The organism is Rhodococcus sp. 05-340-2 (assembly GCF_002258915.1).
Lineage (GTDB): Bacteria > Actinomycetota > Actinomycetes > Mycobacteriales > Mycobacteriaceae > Rhodococcoides.
This window is the reverse complement of record NZ_NOYU01000015.1, coordinates 167,200-190,543: the sequence shown is the minus strand read 5'-3', so window position 1 is coordinate 190,543 and position 23,344 is coordinate 167,200. Positions and strand designations below refer to the sequence as shown.

The 23,344-nt window shown below is 62.7% G+C and carries 14 protein-coding genes; 12 read left to right on the top strand and 2 right to left on the bottom strand.

Going from position 1 to position 23,344, the window contains the following annotated elements; translation table 11 throughout:
* Positions 1-17 precede the first annotated feature (17 nt).
* The gene (locus CH271_RS09635; RefSeq protein ID WP_032364850.1) at positions 18-1,418 is read right to left on the bottom strand and encodes an MFS transporter; all 1,401 of its coding nucleotides are present in this window, start codon (positions 1,416-1,418) and stop codon (positions 18-20) included.
* Positions 1,415-1,993 carry a TetR/AcrR family transcriptional regulator gene (locus CH271_RS09630; RefSeq protein ID WP_230591897.1) on the bottom strand — a complete coding sequence of 193 codons (579 nt, stop codon included), beginning with the start codon at positions 1,991-1,993 and terminating at the stop codon, positions 1,415-1,417. Before CH271_RS09630 ends, CH271_RS09635 begins: the two co-directional genes overlap by 4 nt.
* A 187-nt stretch (positions 1,994-2,180) precedes the next feature.
* Between CH271_RS09630 and CH271_RS09625 the strand changes: the two genes are divergently transcribed.
* The 12 genes from CH271_RS09625 (at position 2,181) to CH271_RS28395 (ending at position 23,317) form a co-directional block, all read left to right on the top strand.
* The gene (locus CH271_RS09625; protein ID WP_230596631.1) at positions 2,181-3,584 is read left to right on the top strand and encodes a cytochrome P450; all 1,404 of its coding nucleotides are present in this window, start codon (positions 2,181-2,183) and stop codon (positions 3,582-3,584) included.
* On the top strand, positions 3,577-9,864 hold the full coding sequence (locus CH271_RS09620) for a type I polyketide synthase (RefSeq protein ID WP_052049305.1): 6,288 nt from the start codon (positions 3,577-3,579) through the stop codon (positions 9,862-9,864). The genes CH271_RS09625 and CH271_RS09620 overlap by 8 nt, the downstream gene beginning before the upstream one ends.
* The gene (locus CH271_RS09615; RefSeq protein WP_052049304.1) at positions 9,864-10,601 is read left to right on the top strand and encodes a hypothetical protein; all 738 of its coding nucleotides are present in this window, start codon (positions 9,864-9,866) and stop codon (positions 10,599-10,601) included. Before CH271_RS09620 ends, CH271_RS09615 begins: the two co-directional genes overlap by 1 nt.
* A 1-nt stretch (position 10,602) precedes the next feature.
* The gene (locus tag CH271_RS09610; protein ID WP_032364848.1) at positions 10,603-12,225 is read left to right on the top strand and encodes a flavin-containing monooxygenase; all 1,623 of its coding nucleotides are present in this window, start codon (positions 10,603-10,605) and stop codon (positions 12,223-12,225) included.
* 11 nt (positions 12,226-12,236) lie between these two features.
* Complete coding sequence (locus tag CH271_RS09605) at positions 12,237-13,514, top strand: cytochrome P450 (RefSeq protein ID WP_032364847.1); 1,278 nt, start codon at positions 12,237-12,239, stop codon at positions 13,512-13,514.
* Positions 13,514-14,779 carry a cytochrome P450 gene (locus CH271_RS09600; protein WP_080733000.1) on the top strand — a complete coding sequence of 422 codons (1,266 nt, stop codon included), beginning with the start codon at positions 13,514-13,516 and terminating at the stop codon, positions 14,777-14,779. The genes CH271_RS09605 and CH271_RS09600 overlap by 1 nt, the downstream gene beginning before the upstream one ends.
* Positions 14,776-15,969 carry a serine hydrolase domain-containing protein gene (locus CH271_RS09595; protein WP_052049303.1) on the top strand — a complete coding sequence of 398 codons (1,194 nt, stop codon included), beginning with the start codon at positions 14,776-14,778 and terminating at the stop codon, positions 15,967-15,969. The genes CH271_RS09600 and CH271_RS09595 overlap by 4 nt, the downstream gene beginning before the upstream one ends.
* 260 nt (positions 15,970-16,229) lie before the next feature.
* A complete protein-coding gene (locus CH271_RS28400) occupies positions 16,230-16,574 on the top strand; it encodes a hypothetical protein (protein ID WP_032364846.1) in 345 nt (114 codons plus the stop codon).
* A 212-nt stretch (positions 16,575-16,786) separates the two neighbouring features.
* The gene (locus tag CH271_RS09590) at positions 16,787-17,752 is read left to right on the top strand and encodes an FHA domain-containing protein (RefSeq protein WP_032364845.1); all 966 of its coding nucleotides are present in this window, start codon (positions 16,787-16,789) and stop codon (positions 17,750-17,752) included.
* A gap of 135 nt (positions 17,753-17,887) precedes the next feature.
* Positions 17,888-20,803 carry a DUF4407 domain-containing protein gene (locus CH271_RS09585; protein WP_032364844.1) on the top strand — a complete coding sequence of 972 codons (2,916 nt, stop codon included), beginning with the start codon at positions 17,888-17,890 and terminating at the stop codon, positions 20,801-20,803.
* A 10-nt stretch (positions 20,804-20,813) separates the two neighbouring features.
* The gene (locus tag CH271_RS09580) at positions 20,814-22,370 is read left to right on the top strand and encodes a SpoIIE family protein phosphatase (RefSeq protein WP_170945381.1); all 1,557 of its coding nucleotides are present in this window, start codon (positions 20,814-20,816) and stop codon (positions 22,368-22,370) included.
* A 248-nt stretch (positions 22,371-22,618) separates the two neighbouring features.
* Entirely contained in the window at positions 22,619-23,317 is a 699-nt protein-coding gene (locus CH271_RS28395) for a hypothetical protein (RefSeq protein WP_141214628.1), read from the top strand.
* Positions 23,318-23,344: the final 27 nt, after the last annotated feature.

Here is a 23,344-nt window from a genome sequence, read left to right as displayed (position 1 = left end):
CGGGTGGGTGTCCGTGTTCACGATGCGCGTTGCGGCGACCTCCGATGCAGGACAATGCATGTGATAGCAGTGACGGCCATGACCGTGGCTCCGATCCACGCCGCGACGGTATACGCGCCGTCGTTGGGGAACTCACCGGTCGTGCCGGCCGCGAGCATGAGTCCGCCGGTAGCGCTGCCGAGGGAGAATCCGACGCTGCGAACGACTTGGTTGACGCTCATTGCACTCGATGTCTCGTCTTTAGGGGTGACAGCGAGGATGACGCCGGGCATCGCCGAGGAGAAGCTACCCACGCCGAAGCCCAGGATGGCCATTGCAACCAATAGCTCGACGATGTTCGTGCGTGCCGTCGCAAAGATCACGAACGATATGAGAACAATCACCGCGCTGGCCGCGAGAACCAAAGGGGCACCGATGCGTTCACGTGCCCGCGGTGTCACTTTGCCCGCGACGAATCCGAGCGCGGAAAATGGCACGAGGACGAGTCCGGCGACGAAAGTGGTCAGGCCGAATCCGTATCCAGTGCTGCTGGGGGTTTGTGCGTAGCGAGTGATCAGGGTGAGCAAGAGGTACATGCCGATGCCGCCGATGAACATTGCGACGTTCGCTCCCGCGACTGCCGGGTGCCGTAGCAATCGAATGTCGACCAGGGGTTCTCTGGTGCGACGTTCGATCAGTGTCCATCCGGCGAGGAGCACGATTGCCATCACTGCGAGTACCAGGGCACCGGTGAGGTGACTTTCCCACAGGCTGGTCTCGCTGGCGAGAAACAGCACCAGAAACAGCGCTGCGGCCAGCAGTGCTGCGCCGGGCAGGTCCACGTGAGCCGACCGGCCAGCGGGTGAGGCCGGGATGCTGCGATAGGCAGCCAGGAACGCGATCACGGTCACGACCACCCCGAGTCCGTATGCAGCTCGAAGGCCGCCGACCTCGACGAGAAGGCCGGCCAGTGGATAACCGATGCCGATGCCGATGGTCGACGCGACGGAGACCAAGGCGATGGTGGAGGCCGATTTTTCTTTGGGGAGGTGATCGCGGGCGACGCCCATCATGAGGGCGGTCAGGCCGAGACCGACTCCCTGTGCGGTGCGTCCGACGAGCAGCCATGCGAACGGCAGTGGGATCACGGTGAGGACACTGCCGGTCACCACGACGGCGAGGGTCGCGAGGATGGTTGCTCGTCTGTGGGGGCCTGCACCGAGTCGTCCGAGGACAGGGGTCGCGATGGCTCCGGCCAGCAACGTGATGGTCAGAGTCCACTGGGCGCTGGCAAGTGATACGTGCAGTGTGGTGGCGACACTGGTGATCAGTGGTGCCCCGAGGCTTCCTACCGCGGCGACCACGAGCGCTATGAACACCAACGATGGAACCAGCAGCTTCGGCGGTTGGGACTCGTGAGTGACCGCGTCGGCGCTCATCGGTTGGTCTCGCTGGTGATGTGATCGAACAGACCGGACTGAATGCGTGTTCGCACGCCTTCGGACCATGGCTCCTCCAATTCGGATACCTGCAGGGCAGCGGCATTGTTCAGGAGCATCCCGAAGGCCAGGAAGGCCTTGATGGTGACGGCGTCGAGCCCGGTGATGTCGGCGACGGTCTTCCACATGCGCCCGAAACTGTTCCGGACCGCGTCGCGGACTTCGGGGTCGCCGCACGCGGCGAACCCCTGTAGCTGGAGCAGCAGCGCGCTGCGATCGGTCAGCATGTCGTTGTATCGGGCACCCATCAGGGCCAGTGCGTCCTGCCCGGTCGCGTCGCCGGCGGCTTCGCGCATGCCCTCGGTGAGCCGTTCGAACGACGCGGTCATGACCTCGAGGAACAGTGCTTTCTTGGTGCCGAATATTCGGAAGATGTAGGCCTGGGTGATTCCGGCCCGCCGGGCGATCGACTCTGTCGATGCTCCGTGTAGTCCACCGTTTGCGAATTCGTCTGCGGCCATCTGCAGAACCTGCTGTCTCCGGTCCGCGCCGCTCATTTTCCGCTGTTGGTCCATGCCACCGATCCTAACTTTTACAAATTAGTAATGACTAACTACTTACACTTAGCCGGAGTAACTTGTACAGTGCCATTGATCACACAGCCTCGCTTCCCGAATCGCTCGACATCCACGCCCTGGAGCTGGTACTCGGCTTCAGGCCTGATTTGGTCGGAGACACACCTTGAGCAGTAGCGACTCATCGATGCAGCCTGGATCGCAATGCCCGTACACCGGAACTGAGCAAACGCACGACGGCCCGCCCACCCGAGCGGTACCGGTCGCACCCGGTAAGTGGCCCATGCTCGGCCACATATTTCCGCTGATGCGCAACCCCTTCGACTTCTTCGCCGACCTGCGCGCGCAAAGCGACATGGTTCAGATTTTCATCGGCAAGCGTCCGATCTACTTCTTCACCACCGCACGGCTGGCCCACCACGTCCTCGTGAAAGACGCCCGCTCGTTCGGCAAAGGAATGGTGTGGGAAGCCGTACATCCATTGAGCGGCAACGGTTTACTGGCCTCTGACCGCGCGCTACACCGGCGGCAGCGTCGCTTGATCCAGCCCCTGTTCCACAAGCAGATGATTGCCTCGTACGCCAAGATCATGACCGCCGAATCCCATGCCCTCGCCGAATCCTGGGTTCCCGGACAGCGAGTCATCGTGCAAAAAGCAATGGTAGAGCTCACGCTGACCACCATCGCGCGATCGATGTTCACCGGAAGCCTACCCAAAGACGTTGTGCAAGAGATTATTCGATCGTTACCGATCTTCACCTACGGCATGGTCGCCCGCACAGTCCTGCCGTCCTGGTTGTGCAAGGCGTCGGGATTCGACAGGCGATTCATGGGCGCAGCCGACCGCCTGCGCGGAGCAGTCGATCACGTCGTGCGCACCGACCAGAGCGGAGACGGCGCAGATCTGCTCTCCCACCTTCGCGCTGCCCGAGATCCCGACACCGGCGAGGCGATGAGCGAAGACCTCATCCGAGACGAACTGGTGTCGATCATGATGGCGGGCACGGAAACAACCGCAGCGACGCTGACGTGGGCATTCCATGAGATTGCCCAACACCCGGACGTCGAACGCACACTCCGTACCGAGTTGCGCACAGTGCTCGACGGCCGGCCGGCCGAGTTCACCGACATCGACGACCTCACCTACACCCGCGCCGTGGTGAACGAAGTGCTTCGTCGATATTCACTGCTGATGCTCTTCCGCCGCGCCGAGACCGATGTCGTCATCGACGGGGTCGAGCTCCCCGCAGGCGCGGACATCATGTTCAGCCAGATCGACCTGCACCGCGACGGATCCGCCTTCACCGACCCGGATTCCTTTCGTCCGGAGCGGTGGCTCGTCGACCGCGACCAGCTACCCGACCGCACCGCCTTCCTCCCGTTCGGCGAGGGCAATCGCCGGTGCATAGGCGAGTCCTACGCCCAGGCCAAAGCGGTCATTGCACTGGCAACGATCCTCGGACGGTGGCGACTGATTCCGGCTCCCCGCCACACCGTGCGCCGCGTCGCGGCGGCGATGCCACGCCCGAACAGCCTCCCCATGATCGTCACCCCCGTCACCTCGGACAGAAGCGAGCTCAACCATGTCTGATCTCACCGTGCAGCACGCTACCAACAGCCCCGACCGACACGCAGCCACCGTAGACCCCATCGCCATTGTCGGAATCGGCTGCCGGTTCCCCGGCGGTGTCGATTCCCCCGACGCACTGTGGAATCTTCTGGCCAGTGGCGGCGATGCCGTGAGCGAGGTCCCGCCCGAACGCTGGGCCGCCGACGACGTCTACGACGCGCAGCCCGGCGTCCTCGGTCGCACCGTCTCTCGATGGGGCGGCTTTCTCGACAACATCGGTGGCTTCGATACCACGGCCTTCGGCATCACCGAATACGAAGCCGAAGCGATGGACCCGCAGCACCGTCTACTGACCCAAATGTCCTGGGAAGCACTCGAACACGCAGGCATCGCTCCGGGCTCACTCAAAGACTCGCAGACCGGTGTCTTTTTCGGTCTCGCCCACCACGACTATCTATTGCGCACCTTCGACGATTCGTTGGTCGACAACCCGTACGTCATGACCGGCAATGCCCATTCTGTGGGAGCAGGTCGCGTGTCCTACCTCCTCGGGCTTCACGGCCCCTCGGTTGCGGTGGACACCGCATGCTCATCGGGGCTGCTGTCGGTGCACCTGGGATGCCAGAGCCTGCGTTCTGGAGAAACCGATCTCGTCCTGGCCGGCGCGGCCATGCTGCAGCTCGGTCCCGAGGTCGGCGTGCTGTTTTCGCAGTGGTCGATGCTCTCACCCAACGGACGATGCGCGGCATTCGACGCTGCGGCAGACGGATTCGTACGCAGCGAAGGGTGCGCGGTGATCGCCCTCAAACGCCTCGACGACGCCGAGCGCGACGGTGACCGTGTCCTGGCGGTCATACGTGGGTCGGCGGCGAACTCCGATGGCCGATCCGACAACATCGTCGTCCCATCCGCCTCAGCTCAAGAAGCCGTGCAGCGCAGTGCACTCCGTGTGGCGGGCGTAGACCCGTCAGATGTCGAGTTCGTCGAAGCGCACGGCCCGGGAACCCCCACGGGCGATCCGGTCGAATTCCAAGCCTTGTCTGCCGTCTACGGAAACGGCGACACACCATGCGCTCTCGGGTCGGTGAAGACCAATATCGGGCACACCGAGTCGGTATCGGGTCTCGCAGGGCTGATCAAGACCGTGATGTCGTTGCGCAACAAGCAGATTCCAGGAAATCTGCACTTCACGTCATGGAATCCCGACATATCCTCCGAAGACACCCGCTTGTACGTTCCGACCGAGCTGACAGAATGGGACAACCCGGGATCACCTCGGCTGGCCGCAGTCTCGTCATACGGGTTCAGCGGAACCAACGTTCACGTCGTTGTCGGAGAAGCTGCAGCGACGGCACCCAGCGCAGACGAACCCGCAGACAGTACGACAGCCCAGCCGATCTTGCTCTCGGCCAGCACACCCCAGGCCCTGGCACAGACAGCCGGCCGCGTGGCGCAGTGGTTGACGGGCCCCGGCGCTCACGCTTCGCTCACCGACATCGGCACCACGCTCGCACGCCACCGCGAACATCGCACCGAACGTCTTGTCGCACTTGCGGCCTCACATGAGGAACTGACCGACCAACTGCGCAGCATTGCAGCCTTGCAACCCGCGACGGGTGTGGTCAGTGCTGCCATCGGCAGCCACGGCGGCGCACCGGTGTGGGTGTTCTCCGGGCAAGGGTCTCAATGGGCGGGAATGGGGCGCGAACTGCTCTCCACCGAACCGGCGTTCGCAGCCATGATCGATGAACTCGAGCCGCTCATCGCGCGCGAAGCAGGGTTTTCGGTACGTGGTGAACTCGTGGCCGACGAGACCGTGACCGGGATCGAGAAGATCCAGCCGACCATCTTCGCCGTGCAAGTTGCTCTCGCGGCGGCGTGGCGCTCACGTGGCGTGGAGCCAGCCGCGGTCATCGGCCACTCGCTCGGCGAAGCCGCGGCTTCCGTTGTCGCCGGCGCGCTCACCCTCGACGACGGCGTCAAGGTGATCTGCCGGCGTTCCCAATTGGTCACCCGGATCGCCGGCGGCGGCGCGATGGCCACAATCGAGCTACCCCACCTGCAGGTCGCCGCTGAGCTCGAGGCCGCCGGAATCGACGACGTCACCGTCGCGGTCATCGTGTCCCCCACTTCCACCGTGGTTGCGGGAGACCCCGCCCGGGTCAAGCAATTGGTCACCGAGTGGGACGCGCGCGATCTTCATGCGCGAACCATTGCCGTCGACTATGCATCCCACTCACCGCACGTGGACTCGATTCTCGACGATGTCGCGCTACAGCTCGAATGCCTCGCCCCCGACGCCGCGAAGATTCCGGTCTACAGCACTGTGCTCGAAGATCCGAGAAAACCCGCGGCCTTCGATGCCGGGTACTGGGTCGACAACCTCAGGCGGCCGGTGCGTTTCGCAGATGCCGTGACTGCCGCGGTGCTGGACGGGCACCGAATTTTCGTCGAGCTCTCACCACATCCACTCCTGACCTACGCCATCACCGAGACCGCGACATCGATCGGTCGAGATGCCACCGCTATCGGAACGCTGCGCCGCGACGGAGACCAGTCACTGGGCCTGCTCCCCCAGTTGTCGGACCTGCACTGCAGCGGCGTCACCGTCGACTGGGAGCGCGTATACCCCTCTGGTCAGCTGGTCGACGTTCCACTTCCCACCTGGGCAGGAGAAGATCTCGGCGTCCTGGCCCTGCACGTGAAAAAGCCCGGAGCCAGCGTCGACGCTCATCCGCTGCTCGGCGTCCACATGACACCGATAGACGCCGATGACGAGCACCGATGGCAGGCCACCATGAGTGGCCGCGATCTGCAGTACCTCGACGATCATCAGGTCCATGATCAGCCAGCACTGCCCGGTGCGAGCTACTGCGAGATGGGGCTTGTCGCCGCACAGTCGGTCTTCGCAGCCGACCTGGGCAGCGTCGAGATAACCGATCTCGTCATCCACGAGATGCTTCACCTCCACGAGAACACTGTGGTGTCCTCTCGCACCCGGCCCGAGGGACACGAATCGGTTCGGTTCGAGTCACTGACCCGCCACGACGGCGATGCATCGACCCTCCTTGCCAGCGGCACACTCCGAATCAGGCCACCCGTCGAACCCGAGCGTCTCGACGTTGCCGAGTTGTTGGCCTCCCATCCGACGCCTCTGGACACCAAAGACGCCTACGCCAAGTTCCACGGGGCTGGCGTACACCACGGAGCCGCGTTCGCAGCGATGACCGCGCTGCACCTGTCCGACGACACCGGTACAGCGCAGACCGTCTTCGCTGAAGTGTCGCTTCCCGCCACCGCGCGAAGCCAAGTCGACGCGTACTCCCTACACCCCGTTCTGATGGATGGCTGCCTTCAGACCTTGGCGTCTCACCCGGCCCTCATCCGCGACGCCTTCCCCACCGGAGTTGGTTCGCTGCGGGTACACCGCAACCCCCACCACGCTCGCTACTGCCTTGCTCAACTGCACCATCTCGACGAACAGCTCGCGATCGGCGGCATAACACTGCTCGACGAGGACGGCACCGTCGTCGCCGAAGCCACCGGCGTGCGGCTGGCCACCGCAGACCGGCGACTGGCCGAACGACTCCTCACCGTCGAGTGGGAACGCGCCGACCTCCCCGCGCCCCAAACACAGGCCGGGCGATGGCTCGTCCTCACCGAAGCAAGCACCACTGACCCACTGACCGTCGACCTCGCAGCCGCGCTGGGCAACGACATCGATATTCGCGCCTTTCACACCGACTCCGACGCACTCGACGCCGACCTAGCGGCGCATCCTCCGCATCAGGTGGTGGTGCTCTGCGCCCCACCGACCAACACCGCAGACCACGACACTGCGCAGCGCGCCCAAGACCGCATCCGACAGCTCATCGAGCTCGTTCGCGTCCTCGTCGAACGTACCGACACACACCGGCCGCGATTGTGGGTGGTGACCCATGATGCTCAGAGGGTCGGCTCCGGCGACGGCCGCAACCTCGAGCAGACTGCGGTACGCGGCCTGTGCCGAGTGATCGGTCACGAACACCCCGAGCTCGGTATCCGTCACCTCGATGTGTCATCCCCTGCCGAGCCCACACTGGTGGCCCAGATCCTCCTCGCCGACGACGACGCAGACGAGATCGCATTACGCGACGGCGAACTCTTCCTGGCGCGGCTGAAAGTGGCCCCGCTGCGCGATAACGAGCGCCGACACCGCCCCATTCGTTTCGGGCGTGATCGCTACGCGCTCGCTCCCCAACACGCCGGCGACCTCGGCAGCCTCGAACTGGTCGCAACCACCGCCCGTCCGCCCGCGGCCGACGAGATCGAGATCGCAGTCGAGGCACTCGGCGTGAACTACGCCGACGTCCTCAACGCGATGGGTCTGTACAAGACCGTCGACGGCGCACCGATGCCCTTCGGATTCGACTGCGCCGGAACAGTTGTCTCCACCGGATCATCGGTCACCACATTCCGACCCGGCGATCGCGTGGCCGCAATGCATCCAGGCGTCTTCGAGTCTTTCGCAGTGGTCCCCGCATGCAAAGTCAACCGACTTCCCGACGACGTCACGTTCGCTGCTGCAGCTGCGCGGCCCAGCGTGTTCGCCACTGCGTGGTACGGGCTTCATCGGCTGAGCAGGATTCGTCCCGGTGAGCGGGTATTGATCCACTCGGCGACCGGCGGAGTGGGGCTCGCAGCGATCGCGGTTGCTCGACACCTCGGCGCAACCATCTATGCCACCGCAGGTACCGCCGCCAAGCGGCAGTACCTGCGCGACATGGGCATCGAACGTGTCTTCAATTCTCGATCGACCGCGTTCGCCGAGCAGATCCGAGACGTCACCGGCGGCGAGGGCGTCGACGTTGTACTCAACTCGCTCACCGGCGCCGCGCAACGAGCTGGTTTGGACCTGCTGCGCATCGGCGGCCGATTCGTCGAGCTCGGCAAGAAGGACATCTACGCCGACTCCAAGATCGGGCTGTTCCCGTTCCGTCGCAACATCTCTCTGCACAGTGTCGACTTGGGCGTTCTGCCCTACGACGAACTCGGCGATGTCCTCCGCGAAGTACACGAACTGCTCGCCTCGGGCGCTCTCACCCCGACCCCGCACACCACCTATCCGCTCAGCGATGCCAGCACCGCGTTCCGCACCCTGGCTGCGGGAGATCACATCGGCAAGCTCGTTCTGACCGTTCCACAGGACGGTGAGGGGCACGCAGCGATCCGCCCCGACGACGTACCGGTGATCCGCGCCGACGGCTCCTACGTGGTCACCGGCGGTTTGGGCGGTCTCGGCCTCATCCTTGCGCGGTGGTTCGCCGAACACGGTGCCGGACGGGTCGTCTTGAACGGCCGATCCGCGCCCTCGGTCGAGGCGATGGCACTCATCGACGAGTTGCGTTCGGGTGGAACCGATATCGAGATCGTTCGCGGAGACATCGCGATCGGGGACACGGCCACGGACCTGGTCCGTGCTGCCACCGCCACCGGACTGCCGCTGCGAGGGGTCATTCATGCAGCAGCAGTTGTCGACGACGCCGCGATCACCACGGTCGACGATGCGTTGATGGAGCGCGTGTGGGCACCGAAGGTGCACGGCGCGTTGAAGATGCACGAGGCGTGTGCGCACAGTGAACTCGACTGGTGGTTCGGATTCTCCTCGGCCTCGGCACTCGTGGGTTTCGCGGGTCAGGCATGCTATGCCTCGGCGAACGCACTGCTCGACGGCCTCACGATGTGGCGGCGGGACCACGGCTTGCCAGCTCTGAGTGTCAACTGGGGAGCGTGGGCCGAGTACGGGCGCGGCACGATGTTCGCCGACCGCGGGAACGCCATGATCGACCCCGACGAGGGCCTCCACGCGTGCGATGCGCTCCTACGCTACGACCGGCCGCGCGCGGGTTACCTCCCGATCCTCGACCCCGGGTGGCAGTCGATGCTCGCAGACAAACTTCGCACCTCGTCGTTCTTCGCGGCCATCCCTGCCGATCGAGGCGCAGAACGCGGGATCGACCTGACCGCATCTACCTCGTTGGCAGAACTGCAGAATCTCGAACCCCCAGCGCAGCAACGATTTTTGGAGAGCATCCTCACCGCACACGCCGCGGAGATTCTGCGCGTCGACGCTGCTGCACTCGACCCGGACCGATCTCTGGGCGACCACGGCCTCGACTCTCTGATGGCGCTCGAACTCAGCACCCGGATCAACCGGGAATTCGACATTCGGGTCACACCCAAACAGATGCGCCAAGACTCCAGCCCCGCGGCGCTCGCCCTGCACATCGCAGCACAACTCAACCTCGAGGCGGTGCAGTAATGGACACTCCACAATCCCAACGCGACACCGATCGCACCCGCCCCCACATCGTGCACGCCGCAAGTGGGATCATCAGCCTGCTGGTGTTGGCGTCGACGATCTTCGTGTTGGCACCGATCCCGCCTTTCGGCTCACCGGAGGACGAGGTGGTGACTTTCTACGCCACCCACACCACCAGCGGATACATCTACCAGTTCGTCGCAGGCATCGCGTTGATGGCCGCCCTGTGGTTCCTGTGCTATCTGTACGTGCGGTTTCGGCGGGAAGTACCGCACAGTCCGCTGCCGATGCTGATGATGGCGGCCGGCACGGCGTGGGTGGGGTTCGCCACGGTCTATCTCGGTCTGTTCCAAATCTTCTCGGGCTGGGCCGCCGACCCGGACTCCCACGCACTACTGCACGCATTTTCCGATGCCTACGTACTGGGCTTCATGTTCAGTGCCGTCCCGGCCGCTGTCATCGTCGTGTCCGCAGCCCTGTGCACCACCGCCGCCGCAGGATGGCCCGGATTTCTCAAACCACTCTCGGCGATCGTCGTCGTGGTGCAGATTTTGGGCTGCGTTCCGCTCCTGGCACCCGAGAGCCCCATCAAGGCGGGAGGTTTCATCACCTATGCCAGTGTGTTCGCTGTCATTGTCTGGATTGCTGCGGCGAGCGTCGCGGCAGTTCGCAGCGAACGCGCGCCGTCATCGGAGATGCCATATCAGCAGACCGTGAACACGAGCACGGAGCGATGACATGGACGAGCATGTCGATGTTCTGATCGTGGGTGCGGGGCTCGCAGGACTGCAGATGTTGCACGAAGTACGCACGATCGGCCTGACCGTCCGCGTGTACGAGGCAGGAGGTGATGCCGGCGGCACCTGGTATTGGAACCGATATCCCGGTGCGCGCTGCGATGTGGAGAGCCTGGAGTACTCGTATCAATTCTCCGATGAGCTGCAACAAGATTGGGAATGGACACGGCGATACGCCGACCAAGCTGAAATCATGCGCTACATCGAGCACGTGATGGATCGCTTCGACCTCGAACGCGACATCGAGTTCCACACGCGCGTACAACAAATGGTCTACTCCGACGCCACCGCCTCCTGGACCGTCCGGACCGATACCGGACACGAAATCATCGCCCGGTACGTCATCACCGCGACAGGTTGCCTGTCCGAACCCAACGTGCCCGAGATCCCCGGCCTGGACTCATTCGCAGGCGACATCCTGCACACCGGACGGTGGCCCCACCATCACGTGGCACTCGGAGGCAAACGAGTCGGTGTGATCGGGACCGGTTCGTCTGGGGTACAAGCCATCCCCCTGATCGCCCGAGACGCTCGTCAGCTCACCGTCTTTCAACGCACCCCTGCTTACACCTTGCCCGCAGGCGACGAACCGCTCGACCCTCAGCTCCAAGCCGCAATCAAGGCCGACTACGCGGGATTTCGTGCACGCAACAACACAGTTCCCACAGCCGGATTGTCCCGGTTTCCTACCAACCCGAACTCGGTGTTCCATTTCTCGAAGACAGAGCGTGAAGCACAGTTCGAGCACCTGTGGAACAGGGGTGGGCCGCTGCTCCTACGCTCCTTCGGAGATCTCCTCGTCGACCCTGCGGCAAACGAGGTCGTCGCCGACTTCGTCCGCACCAAGATCCGCTCGACCGTGGCCGATCCTGCAGTCTCTGCAACCCTCACCCCTCGCCACGTCATGGGATGCAAACGAATCTGCCTCGGCGACGGCTACTACGAAACGTTCAACCGTCCCAATGTCGACCTCGTCGACATTGCATCCCACCCGATCACCGAGATCACACCGACCGCCTTACGGACGACACACAGTTCGCACGACTTGGACATCCTCGTGTTCGCCACCGGCTACGACGCCATCACCGGCGCTCTCACACGCATAGACATCCGCGGCCGCGGCGGTCGAACGCTGCGCCAGGCGTGGTCGGAGGGCCCCCGCAGCTACCTGGGCCTGGCCACCTCCGGCTTTCCCAACCTGTTCACCATGACCGGCCCCGGTAGCCCGTCCGTCCTGGCCAACGTGCTGGTGGCAATTCATCAACACGCAACCTGGATCAGAACCTGTCTGCAACACCTCACCGACCATCACATCCACAGCATCGAAGCCACACCACAGGCCGAACACGACTGGGGTCGACACGTCACCGACGTCGCCGCCGGAACTCTCCTCTCCTCGTGTGGCTCGTGGTACCTCGGGGCGAACATCCCCGGCAAGAAAAGGGTCTTCATGCCCCTCATCGGGTTCCCCGATTACGCCGCCCGCTGCGAGCAAGTAACCGCAGACGGTTACCCCGGCTTTCAACTTCTCCCACAACCGGTCTCGGCCGCCACACGCCCCTAGGAGCCCCCGTCATGCCGAACAGCACCGTCCCAAACATCGACTTCGACCACCACTCACCCGAATACTCAGCAGACCCGTGGGCAGTCAACACCGCCATGACCCAAAAGTGCCCGGTAGCCCACAGCTCCCACTACGGTGGCTTCTACGTGGTCAGCGGCTACGAGCAGGTCGCCTCAGTCGCACGTCGACCGGAAGTGTTCTCCTCGGCCCACGAGCTACCCAACACGCCAGGGCGACCGCAAGGAACGATCATCCCCGCGTCGACGTTTCGTGCCCTACCACTGGAAATGGACCCACCCGAGTATCTGGACTGGCGAAAAGCACTGAACACCTACTTTTCTCCCACCTCTGCAAAACGGCTCCGCCCACGGATCGAGGCCTACACGACGTGGTGCATCGACCAAGCCATCGAATCAGGCGAGATCGACCTCGTGATGGATCTCGCCAATGCCGTGCCGGCTCTGCTCACCCTCGACATCGTGGGCCTGTCGATGGACAACTGGCGCATCTACGCCGAGGCCGTGCATGCCCTGGCCTACACCCCATCCGACACCCCGGAATACAAGACGGTCGAAACCGGCTTCGCGATGCTCATCGGCGAAGTAATCAAGACCATTCCCCTCCGCCGTGCCCATCCCCGCAACGACCTCATCAGCTTCCTGACCCAGATGGAGATCGGCGGTGAGAACATCAGCGACGCAGACATCATCGCCGTCTGCAACGCCATGATCGCCGGCGGTATGGACACCACCACCGCCCTGCTCTCGTCGACGTTCGAGTACCTGGACCGCAACACCGATGATCGAGCACGACTGATCGATCACCCGGACGACCTACCGAAAGCATGCGGAGAGCTCCTGCGCTATTTCACCCCTGTTGTCTGTGTCGGACGAACAGCCACCGAAGAGGCACAGATCGACGGAGCCACCGTCGAACCCGGCGAACGAGTCCTGATCTCCTGGGCAGCAGCCAACCTCGACGAAAAGGTCTTCCCCGACCCCCTCACCATCGACTTCGACCGTGACACACGCAAACATGCAGCGTTCGGACTCGGACTGCACCGATGCATCGGCCGCCACATCGCGCAAATCGACTTCGAGGTCGTCGTCGGCCAAGTTCTCGACCGACTCCCCGGCTACCGCCTTGTCGACAATGCCGCCGTTCGATACCCCACGGTCGGTCAGATCAACGGTTTCGTGACAATGCCCGCACAGTTTGCCCCAGGGCCGCGAAAAGGCCCGCGATTCGACACCGCGAACGAACTGTTCGACAGCTTCGGAGACCAGTGATGCGCGCCCCGCACCGCCCAGAAGGGGACGCGACCGACAACGCACCGCACGACGCGAAGCGCACAGACACCCTGCCCACCTACCCCGCCCCCCGAAACCCCAAGTGCCCCTTCGACCCGTCACCGGAACTGCGTGCAGTACAGAATGACTCACCGATCACACGCGCGCAGATCTGGGACGGCAGCACCCCCTGGCTGATCAGCGGGTACGACGAAGCACGGACACTGCTGCGCGACCCACGCCTCAGCGCCGTACCCGAGCACCCCAACTATCCCCACTCCACCCCCAGTAAATTCATGCACCGCTTGGGATTTCTGACCATGGACGCCCCCGAGCACACCCGTCAACGCCACTTCGTGGCCAAACCGTTCTCCGCCAAACGCATCGAGGCGATGCGCACTCCGATCGAAGATCTCGTCAACGACCTCATCGACCGAATGCTTGCCGGGCCGCGACCTGTCGACCTCCTCGAAGCTTTCGCGCTACCCGCGCCGTGCACCGTGATCTGCCATCTGCTGGGCGTGCCCTACGCGGACCACCAGTTCTTCACAACGAGCGCCAAATCCCTGATCGATCCCCACGCCACCGCAGAGGACGCCGAAACCGCCCGCCAAGGCCTGATCGACTACATCTACCAGCTACTGACCGTCAAACGCACAGACCCCGGCGATGACATGCTCTCCGAACTCGCCCACGAACACGTCGCCACCGGTGACATCTCCCAACACGACGCAGCCATGACCGGGATGCTGATGCTCCTCGGAGGATTCGACACCACTTCCAACACCATTTCCCTCAGTGCGCTGGCCCTGACAGAAAACCCCGAACAGCGCGACACCCTCCTGTCGATGCGCACACACGACGAAATCGCCGGAGCCATCGAAGAACTCCTCCGCTACACCGCCGTCCCCCAAGGCGGACGACGCCGAGTCGCAACAGAAGACATCGACATCAACGGGATCACCATCCCCGCCGGCGACGGCCTCATCATCGCCGGCGACCTCGCCAACCGCGACGCATCAGCGATCACCGACCCGGATCGCCTCGACCTACGCCGGCCAGTGCACCGACATCTGACCTTCGGATACGGCCCGCACCAATGCCTGGGCATGCCCCTCGCACGACTCGAACTCCAAATCGCCATCCCCACCCTGCTCCGGCGCATCCCAACCCTCCACCGTGCTGTACCCCTGCAAGACATCAAGTTCCGAGAACACGCCATCGGCATCTATGGGGTGGACGAACTCCCCATGACCTGGTCATGACACCAGAACCATCAGGGCAATCAGCCCTGCGCAACACCATCTCCACGATCCTGACCACAGCGGTGCACGACCGAGTGGTCACCGGCCTCTACGTCATGACAGCCGACCGCGATGGCATCACGTACTCCGGCGGAGCGGGAACACGTGATGGCACAAACCCATGGACCGACGACACCATCGCTTGGCTGGCATCGATGACCAAACCGATCGTCGCCGTCGCCGCACTGCAACTCGTCGAGCGCGGTCTCATCGAACTCGACACTCCCACTACCGATCTGTTGCCCGAACTCGCCGCGGCGTACGTCCTCGAGGGATACGACGAGGATCAGCCCCGGCTCGTCCGCGCACGAGGACCCATCACACTACGAATGCTGCTCTCGCACACAGCCGGAACCGGCTACTCGTTCCTACACGCCGATCTCGCGCGCTATCTTCACGACAAGAAGGTGCCATCGAGCCTCGAACTCAAACTCGCCTCGATCGTCGACGCCCCGCTCGTCTACCACCCAGGCACCAACGCCATGTACGGCACCGGCCTGGAATGGGTGGGACTTGCCATCACCCGCCTGACCGGACACGACCTGGCAACCCACCTCCACGAGACGATCTTCTCCCCATTGGGTATGCGCGACACAACGTTCGGAATCACCGATCGCACTCGCTTGGCGGATGTACACACGAAAACACCTCACGGCCTGGTACCCACACCATTCGAGCTGCCCACCGATCCAGAATTCCACTCAGGCGGCGGCGGGCTGTACGGAACACCCCAGGACTACCTGACGTTCCTTCGCATGCTCAGTGCCGGCGGAGCCTGGAACGGTGTGCAGTACCTACAGCCGGATACCCTCGTCGACGCACAACGAAGCCACTCAGCATCTTTCGGGACCATCGAATCCGCTGATTACGCAACGTCGCACGACATCGACCTGATCCCAGGAATCAACACATCGTGGTCGTTGCTCGGCATGCGAAACGAGCAAGTCACACCCGCAGGCCGCCCAGTCGGAACCATGGCATGGGCCGGGGGCGCGAACACCTACTACTGGGCCGACACCGACAACGATAGATCGTCAGCAGGAGTGTTGTTCACCCAGCTCATACCATTCGCCGATCCACAGGTAATACGAGCATTCAATAACGTCGAAGGAGCAGTTCGTACCCGGACCGTACGTCGGCATACGAACTGATCAGCTGTTGCCGAAACCGTTCTCTGTCCGGTTTCGGCAACAGGGGCGGTACGATCCGGTCACAACCGTCCACTTGCTACATTTCAGACGGTACGTGCTGAACTAATCGAACGGCCCGGACGGACGCACGTCCGCCAACGTATATCGCGCAGGCTGTCAAGTGGGTCAACACCAACTAGCTATAACAGTTACTCATTCGGTGCGATGCAGGAATGAATATTGTTACTGGTTTCCTCGTTCGTCCTGGACTAGACCGTGATGTGACCGTTTTCGACATAGCCACAACCGACGGTCATCAGACACCAGAGGAAGTACTCCACGCACTCCGCGCTACCGCTGCCCGCAGCCGGATCGTGCGTACCGACGTCGCCGCCGCCACGGTGTGGACCAGCGACGACTGCCGAGCCGACCACAGCCCCAACCCATGGTCGGCGATGGTACTTGCCCGGGCACTGAACCTGATGCCCGATCTTTCACCCGACGACGTCATAGCTCACCCTGCGTTGACCTTTCGAGGGCTCGTTGTCGTCACCGGCCGCTGCCCTCTGACGGGCGCGCTGAGCGCGCTACGTCCGGCCCCTGACCCACTGGCTGACGCATCGTGAAACCTGGGGGTACCCACTTGAGATGTGACGAATTCCAGACTTCACTTGACCCCGGGCTCTGTCGAGGTTCTAGTCCACGACTTTCGCTCCTTGTCAACCCCATTCAGGGTTGGACTTGACCAACCTTCCGGACTCTGTTCATCCACCTCTGTGCGCCTTAAGTTCTCCCCTAGGAGAGTCCCCACCTGTCACAGCGAATGGAGTACCCGGAGATGACCGATCTGATCCGCGTAGCCTCCGATGAGCTGCGCGCCACGTCCGTCGCAGTCCTGCAATGGATCCGCGCATGGACACCCCACTCTCGAGCGGTAACCACCGTGTTCGGCATAGCGTGGCTGATCTTCGTGATTGTGTGCGGTTTCACCGGCGGAACCGTGTTGTTCGTGATGACCGCCGTCGTCGCTATCGCCGCTGTGCATCTCGTGCGCGGGGAATGGCGACGACCAGGTCGCAGCAATCCAGTTGCATTGTGCGACAACGCCCGCGAACACATTTGCACCCTCGTCTTCCGTCACTCCGACGGGCGCTGGTATCTACCCGACTGCATTACCGTCGGTCTGAATCCCGCCGACTTCACCGACCTCAGCGATCACTTCGATATCAACGACGTCATCACCCATCTCACCGCCGAAGCCGTCGATGTCACGCGCCGCTACTCCGCGGACACTCCGAGCGGAATGCTGCCCCTGGTCGAGATCGTCTCCAACCCGAAGGTCCGCGCTCGCCACTACGCCCTGCGTGGCTCCACGCATCCGATGTCCGACCACCCAGTGGAACCCACACGCGCCTACGGCGACCAAACCGACCTCCACCCCAGCGACAGTCAGGTGGCAACAACTCTCATCCCGGACTCACCCGGGCGTGGACCGACCTTGGTCGGTCCCGATAGTCGAGCGCACCGCGTCGTCGGTACCGAGATAACCGTCGGGCGGGGCACCTACTGCGACATCACCATCAGCGCCGACACCAGCATCTCGCGACATCACCTCACCCTGCGTTCCAACGATGGCGTGTGGTGGTGTGCCGACAACAGCAAGACCGGTACCTGGATCAACGGAGTGCGTGTAACCCCCGGCAGATGGACCGAACTCGCCGACGGCGACCGCATCGCGTTCGGCACCACATCAGGCACGAACACCGCCACGTTCTACCGAACGGGTGCCCATGCTGCCCGCTGACCGGAACCTGCTGTTCTCGCCACGCCGAACCGCCGACCCTGTGCGACACTTCTTAGCCCAATACACTCGGAGGAGAACCGCCTTGAGCAGTGACGTCCCCGCTCACGCGTCGACTCCGCCGACCCCGATGATCCGATGAGCGGCGGCGCGCCTCCACCCGACAATTCGGCCAAGGAAGACGACGGCATGGACCCCCCTGGGCCCGATGGTCGTCAGAAGCCGAAGTTCGACGTCGACAACAACTGCGGTTGGCTCACCAGAATGTTGCTGCGGATCGGCGGCTTCCACCGCCCGTGGATCGACAACAATTCCGACGCCTCCAAACTTGCCGCCCAAGCCGGGATCCTGATTCTGGTGCCTACCATCGCCTTCGGCGGCGTTCTGGCCAGTGCCTGGGCAGTCAACGTCGGGCACCGCTTCAACTACTGGTTCATCTGGGTCCTTGCCGCCGTGTGGGCACTGTTCGTATTCTGCGTCGACCGATGGATCATGACCTCGATCGACTACGGCGACCTATTGGTCGGACCCCAAAACTGGCTTCGGCGAGCATGGCGTTCGGCATGGTTCTACCTCGCACGCATCGGGATGGCGGTCGTCGTCGGTTACGTCATCTCCGAATCGGTCGCTCTCGGCATGTTCAACACCGCAATCGAACGGGAGCTGCCGAGCATCCAGTCCGACAACCTCACCGACTACAAAGCATCCATAGGCGCAGAGTACGACACAGCAATCGCCGATGCGAAAGATGCGCGCACAGCCGCCGAAAACGCTCGAGATATAGCCAATAGCACCCGGGAGACTGCCCAGGCTGATTGGCAGGATGAACGTCGGGGGACTGGAGGCACGCTTGACGCCGGCGACAGTCCCCCCAGCGCGAACTGTCTACTTCCGAGCGACCCGCGGGAGATCTGCGCGGAAAGCAACAGAAGATACGTGTACAACCAAGCCGACACGACTGCAATTACCAGCCAGCAGAAGGCCCTAGAGGCGCAGGACCTCGTTCGTACGCTGGAGAGCACCCGCCAGACTCGAATCGACGAGAAGGCCGCCAAATACGAAGCGGTCAACGCCGCCGACACCAATGCTGTGACTCGCCACAGAGCCCTTGTCCGACTCATCGGCGACGACCTCGGATACAGATGGTTCTACATCGTCATCATCGTCACGCTACTTGTCGTCGACCTCACCCCACTGCTGCTCAAACTATTCGGCCCTCACACTCCCTACCTGGAAAATGCGCGACGGGACGCAGCTCGTCTGCGCGCCCGCACCACTGTCCAAGTAATCGAAGGCGCGAAGGGCGAAGCGGACGCCCAATACGACTTGGACGACCGCAAGCACCGCAACCGGGCGAACACTGTGGCCCATGCCGGTGACCTCGACGAACGCGAGCACCGCAACCGGATGGACTCGCTGACCCGAGAACACGAGCACACCCTGGCCGACGCTGCCGCGAAGCACGCCGTCGCACAGACCCGTGAAGCGCTGCACAAACTGTCGGACGACTCCGCCGCCGCAAAGGATCTGGCCGACCACTATCTCAAGACCGCGTTTGCACACCTGAAAGAGCGCCGCCACCGTCCGCGCGCAACCCCCACCCAGCCATACACACAACAACACCCGCGCAACGCACAGCAAGGTGAACAACAACCCGACGACCTCAGCGGCGAGACCCCAACTCCGACACCGCAACCCCCACAGACACCGCAACCGCAACCCCCACCGGCGCCGGCACCGGCACCGCGCGCAAGCAACCACAGACCTCCTGCTGCTTCGCCGCGCGATGAGTACGGACTCGAGATCGGCAATGTGTTTCCCGACGACACAGTCGACAACCCGCTCGACAGGCACTGGCGAATCACAAAGTTCTGGCGACACGTCAACGGCGGTTCTCTTCTACTCGCCGTCGACGAGGACAGTCCCGACAACGGAATCGAATACGTGATCAAGGTCTACCTCCCCGACCGCTCCTGGAAGCTCCGAAAGCGTGATCGGGCCCAAGGCCTCGCCGAACTCGATGCTGTTCCCGCACTGGGCGTGTCGATAAACGACGCCGTCGCAGACGTCTACTTTTCGGACATCTACCAAGACCAGATGGTGATCGTCACCCGACGATATCCCCACACCCTGAATACATTTCAAGACGCCCGAATCAACGGCAACGAGCCCGGGGGCTTCGACCTTGCCCTGGTACTGCAGATCGCCGAACGACTACTCAGCGCACTGGCCTGGTCGTGGACGAAAAGAGAGAAGGGGGCTCGCGCGTACCTGGATATGAAGCCCCCCAACATCTGCATCGACAACGACGGCACCCCGAAGATCATCGACTGGGCACTTTCTCGCAGTCTCGATGAGGCCGCACACACCAGCTCACGGCTGCGGTTGCAAAGCCTCTTCTACTCGCCACCAGAGCAAGGCTCAGCAGGGCAGCTGTGGCCGACCCACCTCGTTGCCGCCGACATCTACGCCTGGGCCGCAACTCTGTACGAGATGATCACCGGGAAGCCGCCGTATCTGTACGAGGCCGAACAGCAAGGAATCACCCTCAACGACTTCCAAAACGGCAACCCTCGTGCCGAAAGGGCCTTGGACTCATATCGCAGACTGCGCAGTGGGCCTCTCACCCCGGTTTCGAAGTTCGCACCGTTTGTACCCGAAGGTCTCGACAACTTGCTGCGTCGATGCCTCGACCCTGCACCCGAAAGACGCCACGTAGTGCCGACGGACAACAGTTTCGACGCACGTGTGAAAGCAGCTGAACGTAGCGCGGACCAGCTCATTCGATGGCTACGACTCGTCAAACAAGATGCTCTGCACGTAGACGCAGGCGGCGCGATACCGGCAGCCCAACAGGTCGGTAACTTCACGCGTTTCAAGAAACCTCCCAAGCAACAACAGCAACAGGACGTCATCGGCAATGCTGGCCATCTGGTTCAACAGCAGCACCAGCCGCGAACACCGCACCCCGACAGTGTGCCGACCGACGACCCCCCTTACCTGCCACCGGACAACGATCCGGACGCGCCGCGCTCACCCGCCATCAATCGCTAACGGAGTTCCGATGCCCATCAAGTCAACAGGCCGGCGGTTTCCACGGCCACGCGTGTCGAAGCGTTCGCTGCGGCGACGTCTCGACCGACTTCGGCACTGCCCACTGATCGGACGAGTCGGGACCATCGCGGTGGGTGCTCTCATCGCGGCCGGATTGTGGATGATCGATTGGCGGATGGGCATGGCGATCATTACCGCGCTGTTGGCCGGCTGCGGACTGTGGTGGTTGGCGTCTCGACGCGGCACACGAAACGGTGCTGCCCGAACCGTCGAACTGAGACCCGTCTCGCACACGCCCACCACCGACCGCCTCGGCAAGGCGTCGCTCGACAACACGCAGCGCGTCTTTCTACATGATCTGCGCGGCACGAGCGATATTCCACCCATCGAGTTGCGAGGCGAAACAGTGACGTTGGGGCGCGCACGAGGTAAAACAGCGGTCGTCACCGATAGAAAAACAAGACGCCAGCGTGCGCACTTCGTCCGTCACCCACAGACGCGTCGGTGGTGGGTGACAGCGTTGTCCGGCGCGCCCATCACCGTCGATGGGCATCGCCTGTACGCAGGCCAACCGCCGTTCGAGATACACGACGGCGCGGTCCTGATTGTGGGGGCTTCGGTGTATCGCGTCACGTACGTCGGCGAGCAACATTTCCCGCCGACCATCCCCGTCGGACAGGTACACACCGAGCGTGCTGCGCCCGCCGTGCGACAAAGCCTGCCCCACACACTCGGACGACCTATTCCCCAACCAGCCGGTGACGAGTCACCCACGCAGGCAATGGCACCCGCAGCAGCAGCGCCTCTCAAACTCCAAGCAGCCGGGGAGACCTCGGCGGGCGACCGCCGTCACAACAACGACGTTTTCCTGATTCGAGGACACACATCAGCGATTGCCGATGCCGCGGGCGGCGGCGAAGACGGCGTCCTCACAGCCCGAACCGTACGCGCGACACTACGAACCCTTCTGCCCACCTCGCCTATCGACGACGTCTTCGCCGCCACTGATCAAGCACTTCGAGGACTCCGCGGACGCTCGGTTCTCGCCGCGCCTTCCACGCTCGACGTCCTGACACTCGACACCTCCACTTTCACTGTCTCCGGCGGGCACGTGGGAGACAGTCAGGTGTTTCGTGCCCACACCGACACAGCCGACGACACCGTTCACGTCACAGCGATGACACCAGCCCTGCATCAGCACGCTGCCCTGGACAACGCAATCGGGTTCTTCTCCGACGCCCCAGCGGGCTACACCTACAAGTTGTCTCGATGGCACCAGCCAGCAGTAGCCAATGACCGCTACATCATGGTCACAGACGGCTTCCTCAACGCCTGGTCCGGCCCGCACACCCAAATGGACACCACACCTGATCGAGACCCTGAAGACGCCATACGTGAGGTTCTCGGATCCCAGCCACCGGATGCCAGTCCCGCTCGACTAGCAGAAGCACTCGTTCGTGCGGCCCTTTCTGAGCACAAACGCCACGGCACAATCGCCGACAACATCACCGTGGTCGTGGCGCATCTGTCACCCAGTGCTGAACCGGAACAAGGAGGATCCCGTTGAAAGCGCCCTATGTCCTTCCACCTCTCGAGACTGGACAGCACGGATTCCACGTCGAATCGATCTACACGCCATTCACAAGATACATACTCAACAATTTCGAGGGCGACCCAAGACTGAGCAACAACTGGTGCCCCGCAGTTGTCCGGGACACGGAGACGGGCGCATATCACGTGGTCAACCACAGCGAGTACCCCGTATACGTCGCGATGAGCGTACCGCTTAAGTCATCCAGTTTGTCATACAGGCAGGTGAAACTTGATGCAGCAGAACCTGAACACAGACTGGGTAGCCACACCTACGGCGCAGTACTCGAACAATTACCCAGAGAAGCACGCGAATCAGGAGACGCCCGCGATGAGCGCAAAGGCAATCGCTTTGCACTGTCAGAACCTGGTGCCCGTTACCGCATAGCGGTTGGACCACCTCCAGCGTTTGCAGTCCACGCCATCCGCCGCCAGCGCGAGTACGTTGTACTGGTCGACACGCCCGAAGCAGGCCCCGACACATCGAATTCGGATCTTATCCCGACTTTCGTACCGAACGAGCATATCGAACAGCTTTCATCCAACGAACACATTGCTCGGGCGCTGCGCGAATGGCTACACGACGACAAGCACAAAAGCACTCTTTTCTGGTTGACCTTTCGTGAATATGAATTCATTATCGGCGGGTTCTCGAATCCCAAAATCGTCAGAAAAGGCAAGATAGAAGAGTGGCTTGGAAGCTACTCGATCAGCGAGACAGGCGTATTCAAGAATCTCCACAGAGTCATGGATAAGCATTTCGACGATATCAACAAGCTGTCATGGGCAAGCGAAGATGGCCTCAATCCAGGGATGAGTCGTTGGCTGGTTGACCACCACGTACTCACTGTCTCGGACGTCACCGACTTCGACAACGAGATGAAGAAGGTACACGGTTCGGGATGGACGTCGCTGTTCGGTTGACACAAAGAAGCTGCTGAAGCAGAAAGT

Excerpts from the sequence above, each read along its gene's own strand:
- CH271_RS09595 (WP_052049303.1), top strand. The coding sequence starts at position 14,776 with ATGACACCAGAACCATCAGGGCAATCAGCCCTGCGCAACACCATCTCC.
- CH271_RS09625 (WP_230596631.1), top strand. The coding sequence starts at position 2,181 with ATGCAGCCTGGATCGCAATGCCCGTACACCGGAACTGAGCAAACGCAC.
- CH271_RS09585 (WP_032364844.1), top strand. The coding sequence starts at position 17,888 with ATGAGCGGCGGCGCGCCTCCACCCGACAATTCGGCCAAGGAAGACGAC.
- CH271_RS09600 (WP_080733000.1), top strand. The coding sequence starts at position 13,514 with ATGCGCGCCCCGCACCGCCCAGAAGGGGACGCGACCGACAACGCACCG.
- CH271_RS09630 (WP_230591897.1), bottom strand. The coding sequence starts at position 1,993 with ATGGACCAACAGCGGAAAATGAGCGGCGCGGACCGGAGACAGCAGGTT.
- CH271_RS09635 (WP_032364850.1), bottom strand. The coding sequence starts at position 1,418 with ATGAGCGCCGACGCGGTCACTCACGAGTCCCAACCGCCGAAGCTGCTG.
- CH271_RS09620 (WP_052049305.1), top strand. The coding sequence starts at position 3,577 with ATGTCTGATCTCACCGTGCAGCACGCTACCAACAGCCCCGACCGACAC.
- CH271_RS09605 (WP_032364847.1), top strand. The coding sequence starts at position 12,237 with ATGCCGAACAGCACCGTCCCAAACATCGACTTCGACCACCACTCACCC.
- CH271_RS09615 (WP_052049304.1), top strand. The coding sequence starts at position 9,864 with ATGGACACTCCACAATCCCAACGCGACACCGATCGCACCCGCCCCCAC.
- CH271_RS09580 (WP_170945381.1), top strand. The coding sequence starts at position 20,814 with ATGCCCATCAAGTCAACAGGCCGGCGGTTTCCACGGCCACGCGTGTCG.
- CH271_RS09610 (WP_032364848.1), top strand. The coding sequence starts at position 10,603 with ATGGACGAGCATGTCGATGTTCTGATCGTGGGTGCGGGGCTCGCAGGA.
- CH271_RS09590 (WP_032364845.1), top strand. The coding sequence starts at position 16,787 with ATGACCGATCTGATCCGCGTAGCCTCCGATGAGCTGCGCGCCACGTCC.